Source organism: Streptomyces sp. NPDC127084, assembly GCF_042724175.1.
Classification (GTDB): Bacteria; Actinomycetota; Actinomycetes; order Streptomycetales; family Streptomycetaceae; genus Streptomyces.
In genome coordinates this window covers 90,476-105,686 of sequence record NZ_JBHXFA010000002.1, presented here as the reverse complement: position 1 = coordinate 105,686, position 15,211 = coordinate 90,476, and the positions used below count along the sequence as shown (strand labels likewise).

Below are 15,211 nucleotides of genomic sequence, written 5' to 3'. Positions count from 1 at the left end.
CGCCTGGTGGGGCTGTTGGCCCCGCCGCGCGGCCCCGGCGGGGGGGGGGGCGGGGTGGGGGGCCGCCCCTCTGGCTGTGGGGCGGCCCCGGGCCGCCGCCGCCGCGCCGCCGCGCGGGTCTTACCCCCGGCCGCCCTTCCACGTGTCTGAAGTCGACGGGTCAGCCCGCTACCCGTACGGCGAGCGCGTCGCCGATCTGGTCGGTGGTGCGGGCGGTACCGTCCCGTTCGGCCAGGTCGGCGGCGACGGCTTCCTCGATACGGACGGCCTGGTCCTCGTAGCCGAGGTGGCGCAGGAGGAGTGCGACGGACAGGACCGTGGCCGTGGGGTCGGCCTTGCCCTGGCCGGCGATGTCCGGCGCCGAGCCGTGCACGGGCTCGAACATCGAGGGGTAAGCGCCGGTCGGGTTGATGTTGCCGGACGCGGCCAGGCCGATTCCGCCGGTCACGGCGGCGGCGAGGTCGGTGAGGATGTCACCGAAGAGGTTGTCGGTGACGATGACGTCGAAGCGCTCCGGCTGGGTGACGAGGAAGATCGTCGCCGCGTCGACATGCAGGTAGTCGGTGGTGACCTCGGGGTATTCCTGGGCGACCTGGTTGAAGATCTTCGTCCACATGTGGCCCGCGTGGACGAGGACGTTGTTCTTGTGCACCAGCGTCAGCTTCTTGCGGGGGCGCGCGGCGGCCCGCTCGAACGCGTCACGGACCACCCGTTCGACGCCGTACGCGGTGTTGACGCTGACCTCGGTGGCGACCTCGGCGGGCGTACCGGTGCGCAGCGAGCCGCCGTTGCCGGTGTAGGGGCCTTCGGTGCCCTCGCGGACGACGACGAAGTCGATGTCGGGGCGGCCTGCGAGCGGGGTCGCGGTGTTCGGGAAGAGCTTCGACGGACGCAGGTTGACGTAGTGGTCGAAGGCGAAGCGCAGCTTGAGCAGCAGCCCGCGCTCCAGCACACCGGACGGCACGGACGGGTCGCCGACCGCGCCGAGCAGGATCGCGTCATGCTGCTTGAGCGCCTCGAGCTCCGCGTCCGGAAGGGTTTCTCCGGTTCGGTGCCAGCGCTGGGCGCCGAGGTCGTACTCCCTGGTCTCAAGCTTCACATCGTCAGGGAGTACGGCCGTGAGGACCTTGAGGCCCTGGGACACGACCTCCTGGCCGATGCCGTCACCGGGAATCACTGCGAGATTGAGGCTGCGAGACATACCGGCACCGTACTCCCCGTCCCAGCGAATGACACGCTTTGTCCATCATGCGGACGAGCTTTTCGGGACGCCACTGCTGCCGGTCGCTGCTGCTGTCGGTACCGGTGCACGCGCACGTCGCACCGGCCCCTCCTGCCACACGGCGGAGGTCCACGGTGGGGGCAGGGGGCGGCCGGTGCGGCTGCCTTGTCTTCCTGACGGTGGCTCAGTGGCCGGTCTGGCCGCCGTTGTCACGGCGGTCAAGGGCGCGCTGGAGGGCAGCGGCGGCGTTCTTGCGGTCGGCTTCGGTCACACGGGGGGTGTGGCGGACACGGCGGCGGAGGGTCGTCTCGGACATGGTGGTCGACTCCTTGAGATCGAGAGCCGTACGGAACCGCACGGCATATCTGCGAGGGGCCGGAAGGGGCGGGGAGCGCGGGCCGCAGGGGTTTCCTGCATCGGGGCACCGGCTCGCGACCGCCATTCGCTGGATCGAGCGAGACGTTCGGCTCCTACAAAAGTAAGGGAGCCCGGTCGCCATGTCTCTACAGTTAGTCGGACTTCCTACTATCTGAGACGCGCCAATGAATCAGCGCAGCTCAGAGGCCTGGAGCCGCTAGGCCGAACGCATCGGCACAGGTCACCGGGTCAGGCGGACGGCGCACGGAGACCGCCGAGCCGTCCGGATCCCGCCGCCCGCCCCAGGGCCGGCACAGGGCCATGGCCCGGCGCGGGTCGTGGCCCCGGCGCGGGTCGTGGTCGTGTCCGGCGAATCCCGCCTGGCCCGCGACTCCCCCAGTGCTACTCCCCCCGCTGACACGGGCGGACCCTCAGAAGGTGCCCCCAGCACGCGCTCCCCTGGCTTCTCCCCCTGCTGTCGCGGGGACCCCCAGGAGTGCCCCCACACTGCGGTGCCAGCCAAGGGATACCCCACGGATGCGCCTACGTCGCGGTGACCTTCTCCAGGTACGCCGCCATCCGGCCCACCCAGGCGGTGAACTCCTCGCGGCTGTGTGCCTGCGCCCCGCACAGCGCGGCGGCCTGCGGATCCGTGAGCCGGTGCGGTCCCGCCTCGTCCAGCAACCGGTGCATGTCCCGCATGACGGACGCGAGCCGCCGGGCGTCGGCGTGGTCGATGGCGTCGACCCCGTGGCCGGGGCCGAGTGTCGTGGAACCGGGCATGGTGTGCCTCCTCGGCGCGGCCCCCCTGCCTTCCCCAGCAGCCTAAGCCCGGTGAACGTGAGCCGCCCCCGGCCGGTACGGGGGGATCCGGCAGGGGGCGGGGTTCACGAGGGCCTCGGTCCGTTGCGTCCCGGGGCCCGGCGGGCGGGTGTCAGCCCATGTGGGGGTACGTGTAGTCGGTCGGCGGGACCAGCGTCTCCTTGATCGCGCGGGTCAGCGTCCAGCGCATCAGGTTCTGCGGGGCACCGGCCTTGTCGTTCGTACCGGAGGCGCGGCCACCGCCGAAGGGCTGCTGGCCGACGACGGCGCCGGTCGACTTGTCGTTGATGTAGAAGTTGCCCGCGGCGTAGCGGAGCTTCTCCATCGCGTCGGCCGCGGCGGCCCGGTCACCGGCGATGACCGAGCCGGTCAGCGCGTACGCGGACACCGACTCCATCTGCGCCAGCATCTCCTCGTACTTCTCGTCCTCGTAGACGTACACGGCGAGGATGGGGCCGAAGTACTCGGTCGTGAAGACCTCGTTCTCCGCGTCGGTGCACTCGATGACGGTCGGGCGGACGAAGTAGCCCACCGAGTCGTCATACGAACCGCCCGCGACGACCGAGCAGCTCGGGTCGGCCTTGGCACGGTCGATGGCGGCCTTGTTCTTGGCGAAGGCGCGCTCGTCGATGACGGCGCCGATGAAGTTCGTCAGATCGGTGACATCGCCCATCCTGATGGCGTCGACCTCGGCGGCGAACTCCTCCTTGAAGCCCGAGTTCCAGATGGAGGCCGGGATGTACGCACGCGAGGACGCGGAGCACTTCTGGCCCTGGAACTCGAAGGAACCGCGGGTCAGCGCTGTCTTCAGGACGGCGCGGTCGGCGCTCGGATGGGCGACGACGAAGTCCTTGCCGCCCGTCTCGCCGACGATCCGCGGGTAGGAACGGTACTTCTCGATGTTGTTGCCGACCGTCTTCCACAGGTGCTGGAAGGTCCTGGTCGAGCCGGTGAAGTGGATACCCGCGAGGTCCGGGTGGTTCAGGGCCACCTCGGACACGGCGATGCCGTCGCCCGTGACCAGGTTGATCACGCCCTTGGGCAGCCCGGCCTCCTCCAGCAGCCGCATCAGCAGCACGGCGGCGTGGGTCTGGGTCGGGGACGGCTTCCAGACCACCACATTGCCCATCAGGGCGGGAGCGGTGGGCAGGTTGCCCGCGATCGCCGTGAAGTTGAACGGGGTGATCGCGTAGACGAAGCCCTCCAGCGGGCGGTGGTCCAGGCGGTTCCACACGCCCGGGGAGTTCGCCGGGGGCTGCTCGGCCAGGATCTGGCGGGCGTAGGCGACATTGAAGCGCCAGAAGTCCACCAGCTCGCAGGGAGTGTCGATCTCGGCCTGCTGGGCGGTCTTCGACTGGCCCAGCATGGTCGAAGCGGCCATCGTCTCGCGCCAGGGGCCGGCCAGCAGCTCGGCGGCGCGCAGGATGATCGCGGCACGGTCGTCGAAGGACATCGCGCGCCACGCCGGGGCGGCGGCGAGCGCGGCGTCGATCGCGTCCTGCGCGTCCTGCTGGGTGGCACCGCGGAAGGTGCCGATGACGGCCTGGTGGTTGTGCGGCTGGACGACCTTGAACTCCTCGCCGCCGCCCATCCGCCGCACACCGTTGATGGTCATCGGGAGGTCGATCGGATTCTCGGCCAGCTCCTTGAGCTTGGCTTCGAGCCGGGCGCGCTCGGGCGAACCGGGGGCGTAGCCCTGGATCGGCTCGTTGACCGGGGCGGGGACCTGGGTCACAGCGTCCATGAGTTCCGTTGCTCCTTTTGAGAGGGGTGGGAGGGCTCGGTACCGGTGCCCTGGGGTCGGATCCGGGTCGGATCCGGATGGGATCCAGGTCAGTCAGTTCTTGGTGATCATCGAGCGCACGAAGAACAGCAGGTTGGCCGGCTTCTCAGCCAGGCGGCGCATGAAGTAGCCGTACCAGTCGGTGCCATACGCCGTGTAGACGCGCATCCGGTGGCCCTCGGCCGCCAGCCGGAGGTGCTCGTCGCCGCGGATGCCGTACAGCATCTGGAACTCGTACTCGTCCAGTTTGCGCCCCGCACGCCGCGCGAGCTCCTGTGCGATCGAGATCAGTCGGGGGTCATGGGACCCGATCATCGGGTACCCCTGTCCCTCCATCAGAATCTTCAGGATGCGGACGTACGCCTTGTCGGTCTCCGTCTTGTCCTGATAAGCGACGGACGCGGGCTCCTTGTACGCGCCCTTCACCACACGTACCCGGCTGCCGGCGGCGGCGAGTCGGCGGGCGTCGGCCTCGGTGCGGAAGAGATACGCCTGGATGACGCAGCCGGTCGCCGGGAAGTCCCTCCGCAGCTCCTCGTGGATCGCGAACATCGAGTCGAGGGTGGTGTGGTCCTCGGCGTCGAGCGTGACGGTGGTGCCGATCTCGGCGGCTGCCTCGACGACCGGGCGGACGTTGGCGAGGGCCAGGTCATGGCCGCCGTCGAGGGACTGGCCGAACATCGACAGCTTCACCGACATCTCGGCCCTGGCACCGAGGTCCAGTTCCTTGAGGCGCCCGATCAGCTCCAGGTAGGCGTCACGGGCGGCCGTGGCCTGCTCTCGGGTGGTGATGTCCTCGCCCACCACGTCCAGGGTGACTTCGAGCCCGCGCCTGGTCAGGTCCGCGACGATCGGGATGACCTCGTCGACCGTCTCCCCGGGGATGAACCGGTTGACCACGGGCTTGGTCACCGGGGCCGCCGACACCAGACGGCGCAACGTGCCGCTGCGCGACGCGGCGAGGATCACGGGACCCAGCACGGGGCACCTCCACGGAACGGGGGTCGAGGACGGCCGGAACCGGATGGTCCGGGATCGGCACGGGGGAACCACCGTGAAACCTAAATATCGCTCCGTGACCGGGCCATCGACAGCTGTCACGCATCCGTGTCCCGCACTTCAGACATTTGTATGAAGCAGCCTCGGGTCGATGGGAGAATGTGCGGGTGAAGGGCGATTACCAAGAGCTGGTGGACGAGATCTCGGCCCTGCTGGGCGCCCCCGCGACCCTGGAGGACCGGGACTTCGCCCTGATCGCCTTCGGCGCGCACGACAGCGAGGACGACAGCGCGATGGACCCGGTCCGTACGCGCTCCATCCTGACCAGAAAGTCCACCCCGGCGGTGCGCTCCTGGTTCGAGGGCTTCGGCATCACACGGGCGACCGGCCCGGTGCGCATCCCCGCGGCCCCGGAGGCGGGAGTCTTCCGAGACCGGCTCTGCCTGCCCGTCCGCCACCGCGGGGTGGTCTTCGGCTACGTCTGGCTGCTGGACACCGAGCCGGGTCCGGCGCGGGACCGGCTGGCCGCCGCAATGGAAGTGGCGGAACGGATCGGGGTGCTGCTCTCCGACGAGGAGCGGGCCGGTTCGGATCTGTCGCGGGAACTGCGCGCGGCGCTGACGGCGGAACGCGACTGGCAGTACGACCTCGCTCTGGCCACCCTGCGCACCGCCCTCGGCCCGGATGCGGAAGGGACCCACACCATGGTGTGCGCGGCGCCGTGGACGTCCTCGGACGTCCCGTCCGCGCGTACGGTCCCGGGTGTGTCCGCACTGTGCCTGATGCCGTGGCCTGGTGCCGGTGGTTCACGCGGCGCCGATCGGCCGGACGTCTCGGCCGCCGACCAGCCCCCAGCACCCCCGGCCCATGCATCCCAGTCCCCTCGCCCGCCCCAGGCACTCGCCGCGCTCGTGCGGCTGCGTTCCCCGGAGGCGCTCGGCCCCGCGCACTCGGCGGCCGGCCGGCTGGGCGGCAGCGCGGGGGTGGCGCTACCCCGCCGCGGTATCGGCGGACTCCGCCTCTCCTGGCGCGAGGCCTCCGCCGCGGCCCGCGCCGCCCATGCCCGGCCCCAGCTCGGGCCGGTCGCCGACTGGTCCGCCATCGGCCCCTACCGGCTGCTCACCGCTCTGCCGCGGACGGCGGCGCCCGACCCGGCGGTGAGTCCCCTGCTCGTACCCGCGCACAGCGAACTGGCGCGTACGGCGGAGGTGTTCCTGGACTCCGCGGGGCAGGCGGGGCGAGCGGCTTCAGAGCTCGGCATCCACCGTCAGACGCTCTACTACCGGCTCTCCCGGGTCGAGCAGCTGACCGGGCTCGATCTGGACCAGGGCGAGGACCGGCTGCTGCTGCACATGGCGCTCAAGTCGGCCAGGCTCCAGCGCTGATGTTCCGTACCCGTTGAGGCCGGGAGCCGGGGCCGCGAAAGCAGGCACCCGCCGCGCGGGCGGCGGGTGCGTGCGTGGAGCGGTTGCCTTCAGCCGATGTGAATCGGCGTCAGTCGGCCAGGTTGACCGAACGGGCCGAGGTCGCGCCGATCTCCTCGGCGATCTCGGTCAGCACATGCGGCGGGACGGTGTCGTCCACGGTGAGGACGACCAGCGCCTCGCCGCCCTCCGACTGCCGTGCGACCTGCATGCCGGCGATGTTGAGCCCCGCCTCGCCGAGGATCCGGCCGACGGTACCGACAACGCCCGGGCGGTCCTCGTAACGCGCCACGACCATGTGGTCGGCGAGGGCCAGGTCGATGTCGTAGTCACCGACGGCGACGATCTTCTGGAGGTGCTTGGGACCGGCCAGGGTGCCGGATACGGCGATCTCCTCGCCACCGGACAGCGTGCCACGCACGGTGACCACGTTGCGGTGGTCCGGGGACTCGGAGCTGGTGGTGAGACGGACCTCGACACCGCGCTCCTGGGCGAACAGCGGAGCGTTCACATAAGAAACGGTCTCGTCGATCACGTCCTCGAACACGCCCTTGAGCGCGGACAGCTCCAGCACCTTCACATCGTGCTGGGTGATCTCGCCGTACACCTCGACGTCCAGCCTGACCGCCACCTCGCCCGCCAGGGCGGTGAAGATCCGGCCGAGCTTCTCGGCGAGCGGCAGGCCCGGGCGTACGTCCTCGGCGATCACACCGCCCTGGACGTTGACCGCGTCCGGCACCAGTTCACCGGCCAGGGCGAGCCGCACCGACTTGGCGACCGAGATACCGGCCTTTTCCTGCGCCTCGTCGGTGGATGCACCGAGGTGCGGGGTGCAGACGACCTGGTCGAACTGGAACAGGGGGGAGTCGGTGCAGGGCTCCTTCGCGTACACGTCGAGGCCCGCGCCGGCGACCCGGCCCTCCTTGAGCGCGCTGAACAGCGCCTCCTCGTCCACGATCCCGCCGCGGGCGGCGTTGACGATGCGGACGGTCGGCTTGACCTTGTGCAGCGCCTCGTCGCCGATCAGCCCGAGCGTCTCCGGGGTCTTCGGGAGGTGGACGGTGATGAAGTCCGACGCCTCCAGCAGCTCGTCCAGTGCCAGCAGCTTGATGCCCATCTGGGCGGCGCGCGCGGGCTGGACATAGGGGTCGTAGGCGACGACCTTCATACCGAAGGCCGCCATCCGCTGGGCGACCAGCAGACCGATCCGGCCGAGACCGACGACACCGAGGGTCTTCTCACTGAGCTCGACACCGGTGTACTTCGAGCGCTTCCACTCACCGTTCTTCAGCGCGGTGTTGGCCTGCGGGATATGGCGCGCCGTGGCGATGATCAGACCGCAGGCGAGTTCGGCGGCGGTGATGATGTTGGAGGTCGGGGCGTTGACGACCATCACACCGGCCTTGGTGGCGGCGGAGACGTCCACGTTGTCCAGACCGACACCGGCGCGGGCGATGACCCGCAGCTTGCGCGCGGCGGCGATGGCCTCGGCGTCGACCTTGGTGGCGGAGCGGACGAGGATCGCGTCGACATCGGCGATGGCGGGCAGCAGCTCGGCGCGGTCCGCGCCGTTGCAGTGCCGGATCTCGAAGTCCGGGCCGAGGGCGTCCACTGTCGCGGGTGACAGCTCTTCGGCGATGAGTACGACGGGTTTGCGGGGCGCAGTGCTCACGTGTGTCCTCACTGGTCCTGATGGCGCCCCCGTGCTCGGAGAGCCACGAGGGAAGACGGCCGTCCCGATGGCCGCCTGGCGGTGGAGGGGCTAGCCGCGTGGAAGACGCACGACGCTGTGGGCCTGACCTGACGCGTATGTATTGACCACTCTAGTGGCGATGGGGCGGTGGTTTCCCGCCTTGACGGAAGGATCACCCATCCGTGTTGGACCGTGTCCGACGACGTGGCGGTGACCTGCGGCGGCCATCGAACGGCGAGTGCGGCGGACCCTTCCGGGCCCGCCGCACCAGGAGACCTACGCCTCCTCGTTGTCCACCCAGCTCATGAGCTTGCGCAGCTCCTTGCCGGTGGTCTCCAGGAGGTGGTTCTCGTCCTGGGTCTTGTACTCGTTGTACTTCTTCAGGCCGCCGTGGTACTCGTCCATCCAGTTCTTGGCGAAGGTGCCGTCCTGGATCTCGGCGAGGACCTTCTTCATCTCGGCCTTGGTCTGGTCCGTGATGATGCGCGGGCCGGTGATGTAGTCGCCCCACTCGGCGGTCTCGGAGACCGACCAGCGCATCTTCTCCAGGCCGCCCTCGTACATCAGGTCCACGATCAGCTTGAGCTCGTGGAGGCACTCGAAGTACGCGATCTCCGGCTGGTAGCCGGCCTCGACCAGGGTCTCGAAGCCCGCCTTCACCAGCGCGGCGGTACCGCCGCAGAGCACGGCCTGCTCACCGAACAGGTCGGTCTCGGTCTCCTCGGTGAAGGTGGTCTTGATGACGCCGGCACGGGTGCCGCCGATGCCCTTGGCGTAGGAGAGCGCCAGGGCGAAGGCGTTGCCGGTCGCGTCCTGCTCGACACCCGCGATGCAGGGGACACCGCGGCCTTCCTCGTACTGCCGGCGGACCAGGTGGCCCGGTCCCTTGGGGGCGACGAGGGCGACATCCACACCGGCCGGGGGCTTGATGAAGCCGTAGCGGATGTTGAGGCCGTGGCCGAAGAACAACGCGTCGCCGTCCTTCAGGTTGTCCTTGATGGACTCCTCGTACACCTGGGCCTGGATCGGGTCCGGAACCAGGATCATGATGACGTCGGCCTCGGCGGCGGCCTCCGACGGCGTCACCACGCGCAGGCCCTGCTCCTCGGCCTTGGCCTTGGACTTGGACCCCTCGTGCAGACCGACGCGGACGTCCACACCAGAGTCACGGAGCGACAGCGCGTGGGCGTGGCCCTGGCTGCCGTAGCCGATGACCGCGACCTTGCGGCCCTGGATGATGGACAGGTCGGCGTCGTCGTCGTAGAACAGCTCGGCCACTGGGTTTCTCCTTGGGTGTTCTGGTGTTGCGTCCACCGTACGGCGGCGAGGGAAAGGACGGTCTTCGAGTCTCGGTATCCGGGCGGCGGGCCCGAACGCGGACCTGAGCCGAGCCGGACGCGAGCGTCAAGCGCTGCGGTCCAGGGCGCGCAGGCTGCGGTCCGTGATGGACCGGGCGCCACGCCCTATGGCGATCGTGCCGGACTGGACGAGCTCCTTGATGCCGAACTGCTCCAGCATCTTCAGCATGGCCTCCAGCTTGTCACTCGATCCGGTGGCCTCGATGGTGACGGCCTCAGGCGAGACGTCCACGGTCTTGGCGCGGAACAGCTGGACGATCTCGACGATCTGGGAGCGGGTCTCGTTGTCGGCGCGGACCTTCACCAGGACCAGTTCGCGCTGGACGGCGGAGCCGGGCTCCAGCTCCACGATCTTCAGCACGTTGACCAGCTTGTTGAGCTGCTTGGTCACCTGCTCCAGCGGGAGGTCCTCCACGTTGACCACGATGGTGATGCGGGAGATGTCCGGGTGCTCGGTCACGCCGACGGCGAGCGAGTCGATGTTGAAGCCGCGGCGGGAGAACAGCGCGGCGATCCTGGCGAGGATGCCCGGGGTGTTCTCCACCAGGACGGAGAGCGTGTGCTTGGACATGGTCGTGGTGTCTCTCTCTACTCTCGCTGGTCGCTCAGTCGTCTTCGTTGTCGCCGAAGTCGGGGCGGACCCCGCGGGCGGCCATGACCTCATCGTTGGAGGTGCCTGCGGCGACCATCGGCCACACCATGGCGTCCTCATGCACGATGAAGTCGACCACGACCGGGCGGTCGTTGATCGCGTTGGCCTCGGCGATGACCTTGTCCAGATCGTCCGGGTCCTCACAGCGCAGGGCCACGCAGCCCATCGCCTCGGACAGCTTGACGAAGTCCGGGATACGGGTGCCCTTGCGGGGGCCCGTGGACGCGCCGAGCTGGGAGCCGGTGGTGCGGTGGCCCGTCTCGTCAGCGTGCAGCACGGTGCTCGAGTAGCGCTCGTTGTAGAACAGTGTCTGCCACTGCCGGACCATGCCCAGCGCGCCGTTGTTGATGATCGCGACCTTGATCGGGATGCCGTTGAGCGCGCAGGTGACCAGTTCCTGGTTGGTCATCTGGAAGCAGCCGTCGCCGTCGATCGCCCAGACGGTACGGTCCGGCACACCCGCCTTGGCACCCATGGCCGCCGGGACCGCGTAGCCCATGGTGCCCGCGCCGCCGCTGTTGAGCCAGGTCGCCGGCTTCTCGTAGTCGATGAAGTGTGCGGCCCACATCTGGTGCTGGCCGACGCCCGCCGCGAAGATCGTGTTCTCGGGGGCGAGCCGGCCGATGCGCTGGATGACCTGCTGCGGCGAGAGGCTGCCGTCCTCCGGCACGTCGTAGCCCAGCGGGTAGGTCTCGCGCCAGCGGTTGAGGTCCTGCCACCAGGCGGTGTAGTCGCCGGTGCGGCCGTCGTTGTGCTCGGCCTGGACGGCCTGGATGAGGTCCGCGATGACCTCGCGGGCGTCACCGACGATCGGGACGTCGGCGGCACGGTTCTTGCCGATCTCGGCCGGGTCGATATCGGCGTGGACGATCTTGGCGAACGGGGCGAAGCTGTCCAGCTTGCCGGTGACCCGGTCGTCGAAGCGGGCGCCGAGGGCGACGATCAGGTCGGCCTTCTGGAGCGCGGTGACGGCGGTGACCGAACCGTGCATGCCCGGCATTCCCACGTGCAGTGGGTGGCTGTCGGGGAAGGCTCCCAGCGCCATCAGGGTGGTCGTGACGGGGGCGTTGGTGAGCTCGGCGAGGATCTTGAGCTCACCGGTGGCGCGGGCCTTGAGGACGCCGCCGCCGACGTACAGGACGGGGCGCTTGGCCTGGGTGATCAGCCGGGCGGCCTCGCGGATCTGCTTGGCGTGCGGCTTGGTGACCGGCCGGTAGCCGGGCAGGTCGGTTCCCGGGGGCCAGCTGAAGGTGGTCCGCGCCTGGAGGGCGTCCTTGGCGATGTCGACGAGGACCGGGCCGGGGCGGCCGGTGGCGGCGATGTGGAAGGCCTCGGCGATGGTCCTCGGGATGTCCTCGGCCTTGGTGACCAGGAAGTTGTGCTTGGTGATCGGCATCGTGATGCCGCAGATGTCCGCCTCCTGGAAGGCGTCCGTACCGATGGACTTGCTGGCGACCTGGCCGGTGATCGCGACCAGCGGGACGGAGTCCATGTGGGCGTCGGCGATCGGGGTGACCAGGTTGGTGGCACCCGGTCCTGATGTGGCCATGCACACGCCGACCTTGCCGGTGGCCTGTGCGTAGCCCGTAGCGGCGTGGCCCGCGCCCTGCTCGTGGCGGACCAGGATGTGGCGGACCCGGGAGGAGTCCATCAGCGGGTCGTACGCGGGGAGGATGGCTCCGCCGGGGATGCCGAACACGGTGTCCGCCCCGACTTCCTCGAGAGAGCGGATGAGGGACTGCGCGCCAGTGACGTGCTCAACAGCGGAGGTCTGTCCGCCGGTACGGGCTCGCGGCTGCGGATGGTGGGCCCCGGTGGCCTGCTCGGTCATCGGCATTCTCTTCTCGAAGCTGAGGGTTTTTGCGGGGATTTTGCGGGGTGGGGCGCCGTGCCGGTGCAACAAAAAACCCCTCGTGCCGTGAGGCAAGCGAGGGGAGCGCGCCGGTGCGATGGACAGGCCTGTACAAAGGCCTGCTAGCCGACGCGCTTTCCAAATACGAGAATTCGGGTGCGCATGGCACTGACCCTCCACCCGACAGATGGTCACTGTCAAGTGGGTGGGACGGGCGTCTCATTATTTGAGCGGATTGGCTGACGTCCGATGAGGTCGGATGCCGGGGGCGTGGAGAGCCCGGTCGGGAGGCAGCCGCCGCTGAGAACCGGCCAGGCCCCCGGAACGGCCGGTCCGGGCACCGGATACTCCCCGCGCACCAGTGCGTGACGGAGCCGGTACTCGTCCAGCGGTCCCGAGAATGCCGCACCCTGGCCATGAGTGCACCCCATGGCGCGTAGGGCGAGCACCTGCTCGGGCTCGTCCACGCCGTCGGCCACGGACTCCATCCCGAGATCACAGGCGATTCTCAGCAACCCGGCGGTGATCTTGTGCAGCCGGGCCGACTCCACCACGCCCTCGACCAGCCCCCGGTCGAGTTTCAGCACGTCCAGGGGCAGTCTGCGCAGCGCGTTGATGGCCGCGTAGCCGCTGCCGAAGCCGTCCAGGGCGATCCGAACCCCGAGGCGGCGCAGCGTGAGCAGGCGCTGCTCCAGTTCGTCGAAGGAGATGCGGGGGTCGCTGTCGGCGATTTCGAGTACGAGTGCGCCCGAGGGGAGCCCGTGCCGGGTGAGCAGCTCCTCGATGGAACCGAGTGGGATCGACCGGTCGAGCAGTCGGCGCGCGGACAGCCGGACGGTGACGGGGACGTCATGGCCGAGACGGCTGCGCTCCGCAGCCTGCTCCACCGCCTCTTCGAGGAGCCTGCGGCCGAGCGCCGCCGCGCTGCCCCCACCGTCCTCGGCGAGCCGGTGGAACTCGGCGGGTGTGAACAGGATGCCCTGGGCGGATCTCCAGCGCGGCTGGGCGGCGACGGCGGTGATCCGTCCGGTGTCGAGGCTGGCCACTGGCTGGTGGAGCAGCACGAACTCGCCGTCCTGGCGGGAAGGGCGCGTCCGCCCGGTCGGCTCTCCCTGGCGGCCGGTGTCGGCCTGCATCTGGGGTGCGTAGAGCTCGACCCGGTCCTTGCCGGCCGCCTTGGCGCGGTACATCGCCAGGTCGGCGTTGCGCAGCAGATTGCCTGCCGTGATCCCGGGCTCGGCGAAGGCGACGCCGATGGACGCGGCGACCCGCACCTCGTTGCCGTCGACGCGGTAGGGCTGGGAGAGGGTCTGGCGCAGCCGGTCGGCGATCTCCTGTACCTGCTTCTGGTGTGCCGCCAGGTCGCGGGTGCCGTGGCCGAGGATGAGCGCGGCGAACTCGTCGCCACCGAGCCTGGCGGCCGTGTCACCCGCCCGCACCGACTCCGCGAGCCGTCGTGCGGCCTGGATGAGGAGCTCGTCCCCGGCCTGGTGGCCGAGGCGGTCGTTGACCGCCTTGAAGCCGTCCAGGTCGATGAAGAGCACGGCCGTCCCCGCGTCACCGGCCCTGCGGCCACCGAGTGCCTGGCGTACCCGCTCGGTGAACAGCGCGCGGTTGGGCAGGTCGGTGAGCGGGTCGTGTTCGGCGTTGTGCTGGAGCTGGGCCTGGAGGCGCACGCGCTCCGTGACGTCCCGGCTGTTGAAGATCAGCCCGCCCTCGTGGCGGTTGACCGTGGACTCGACGTTGAGCCAGTGACCGGTGCCGGACCTGAACCGGCACTCGATACGGGTCGTGGGCTCGTCGGTCTGCCGGGCGGCCAGAAACCTGCGCACCTCGTGGACCACACGCCCCAGGTCCTCGGGATGGATCAGCGATGACAGTTCGGAGCCGATGAGTTCGTCCGCGTCCCGCCCGTACACCCCCGCGGCGGCCGGGCTGACATAGCGCAGCACACCGGTCGGTGCGGCGATCATGATGACGTCGCTGGAGCCCTGGACGAGGGAACGGAAGTGGTTCTCCTTCTGGGCCAGCTCATGGGTCAGCGCGATGTTGTCCAGCAGCATGATGCCCTGCCGGACGACCAGCGCCAGGACGACCGTGCAGCCGGTGACCAGCACCACCCGGTCCACCCGGCGGCCCTCTGTCACGTTGTAGAGGATGCCCAGGGTGCAGACGGCGGCCGCCAGATAGGGCGTGAGGGCGGCGAGGGAGCCGGTGATGGGGCGGCTGAAGGCCGGATGGCCGGGAGGTCTGGGTCCGCGCGACTGGGCCGTGCTCGCCTCCATTCTGCGCACCCCCCAGGGCGCGTAGGCGAGCAGCAGCGAGCCGGCGAACCAGCCGGCGTCGAGGAGCTGGCCGGAGCGGTAGCTCTCGCGCAGCAGCGGGGAGGTGAACAGGGCGTCGCACAGCACGGTGAGGGCGAGGGCCGCGATCGCGGTGTTGATAGCCGGGCGGCTGGCGTTGGACCGCCTGAAGTGCAGGGCCAGGACCATGCTCACCAGGACGATGTCGAGCAACGGGTAGGCGAGCGACAGCGCCGCCTCCGACACGGTCTCGCCCTGGGTGTGCGCGGTGTGCGCCAGCGCGAGGCTCCAGGAGAGGGTGAGCAGGGAGCCGCCGATCAGCCAGGAGTCCAGGGCGAGGCAGACCCATCCGGCCCGGGTCACAGGGCGCTTGGCGAGGACGAGCAGCCCGACGATGGCCGGTGGTGCGAAGCAGAGGAAGAAGACGTCGGCGAGGGAGGGGCTCGGCACCTCGATGCCCAGCACCACCTCGTACCAGCCCCATACGGCGTTTCCGCACGAGGCCATGGCGGAGGAGACCGCGAACAGCATCCACGCGGGCCGAAACCGCACGCCTCGCGTACGGGCGTGGAGGAAGCAGGAGACCGCGGCGAGCAGCGCGGCGAAGCTCAGCCCGAAGTCGCCCATGATCATGCCGAGTTGCTGGGAGCCCCAGCCGAACGCCGCGCCGGTGGCATAGCCGCCGCTGGCCACCACCAGCAAGACCTGGGGCAGTCGGCCCGTGCCGCCGTCGGAGGCGGGCGAAC

11 protein-coding genes are annotated in these 15,211 nt (G+C 69.8%); 1 reads left to right on the top strand and 10 read right to left on the bottom strand.

Annotated features, from left to right (window positions below; translation table 11 throughout):
* Positions 1 to 160: 160 nt before the first annotated feature.
* From ACFWI9_RS01325 to ACFWI9_RS01305, 5 genes are all read right to left on the bottom strand, one after another.
* Positions 161 to 1,201, bottom strand: a complete 1,041-nt coding sequence (locus tag ACFWI9_RS01325; RefSeq protein WP_387158117.1) for a 3-isopropylmalate dehydrogenase — start codon at positions 1,199 to 1,201, stop codon at positions 161 to 163.
* A gap of 205 nt (positions 1,202 to 1,406) precedes the next feature.
* Positions 1,407 to 1,538, bottom strand: coding sequence for a hypothetical protein (locus tag ACFWI9_RS01320; protein WP_387158115.1), 132 nt, complete (start codon positions 1,536 to 1,538; stop codon positions 1,407 to 1,409).
* A 584-nt stretch (positions 1,539 to 2,122) separates the two neighbouring features.
* Positions 2,123 to 2,362, bottom strand: a complete 240-nt coding sequence (locus ACFWI9_RS01315) for a hypothetical protein (protein ID WP_387158114.1) — start codon at positions 2,360 to 2,362, stop codon at positions 2,123 to 2,125.
* Positions 2,363 to 2,513: 151 nt separating this feature from the next.
* A complete protein-coding gene (pruA, locus tag ACFWI9_RS01310; RefSeq protein WP_387158113.1) occupies positions 2,514 to 4,145 on the bottom strand; it encodes an L-glutamate gamma-semialdehyde dehydrogenase in 1,632 nt (543 codons plus the stop codon).
* Between the two features lie 93 nt (positions 4,146 to 4,238).
* Complete coding sequence (locus ACFWI9_RS01305; protein ID WP_387158112.1) at positions 4,239 to 5,165, bottom strand: proline dehydrogenase family protein; 927 nt, start codon at positions 5,163 to 5,165, stop codon at positions 4,239 to 4,241.
* A 185-nt stretch (positions 5,166 to 5,350) separates the two neighbouring features.
* Here ACFWI9_RS01305 and ACFWI9_RS01300 point away from each other — a divergent pair, with 185 nt between their 5' ends.
* Positions 5,351 to 6,568: a PucR family transcriptional regulator gene (locus ACFWI9_RS01300; protein ID WP_387158110.1), complete on the top strand. Its 1,218-nt coding sequence runs from the start codon at positions 5,351 to 5,353 to the stop codon at positions 6,566 to 6,568.
* 109 nt (positions 6,569 to 6,677) lie between these two features.
* Here ACFWI9_RS01300 and serA read toward each other — a convergent pair whose 3' ends face one another.
* The 5 genes from serA to ACFWI9_RS01275 form a co-directional block, all read right to left on the bottom strand.
* Positions 6,678 to 8,279 carry a phosphoglycerate dehydrogenase gene (gene serA / locus ACFWI9_RS01295; protein ID WP_387158108.1) on the bottom strand — a complete coding sequence of 534 codons (1,602 nt, stop codon included), beginning with the start codon at positions 8,277 to 8,279 and terminating at the stop codon, positions 6,678 to 6,680.
* A 297-nt stretch (positions 8,280 to 8,576) separates the two neighbouring features.
* Positions 8,577 to 9,578 (bottom strand): ketol-acid reductoisomerase, encoded by a 1,002-nt coding sequence (gene ilvC / locus ACFWI9_RS01290; protein ID WP_338673120.1) that lies wholly within the window; start codon positions 9,576 to 9,578, stop codon positions 8,577 to 8,579.
* A gap of 126 nt (positions 9,579 to 9,704) precedes the next feature.
* On the bottom strand, positions 9,705 to 10,229 hold the full coding sequence (gene ilvN, locus ACFWI9_RS01285; protein WP_361289159.1) for an acetolactate synthase small subunit: 525 nt from the start codon (positions 10,227 to 10,229) through the stop codon (positions 9,705 to 9,707).
* A gap of 34 nt (positions 10,230 to 10,263) precedes the next feature.
* Positions 10,264 to 12,147 (bottom strand): acetolactate synthase large subunit, encoded by a 1,884-nt coding sequence (locus ACFWI9_RS01280; RefSeq protein WP_387158107.1) that lies wholly within the window; start codon positions 12,145 to 12,147, stop codon positions 10,264 to 10,266.
* Between the two features lie 212 nt (positions 12,148 to 12,359).
* Positions 12,360 to 15,179: a putative bifunctional diguanylate cyclase/phosphodiesterase gene (locus tag ACFWI9_RS01275; protein WP_387158147.1), complete on the bottom strand. Its 2,820-nt coding sequence runs from the start codon at positions 15,177 to 15,179 to the stop codon at positions 12,360 to 12,362.
* Between the last annotated feature and the right edge of the window lie 32 nt (positions 15,180 to 15,211).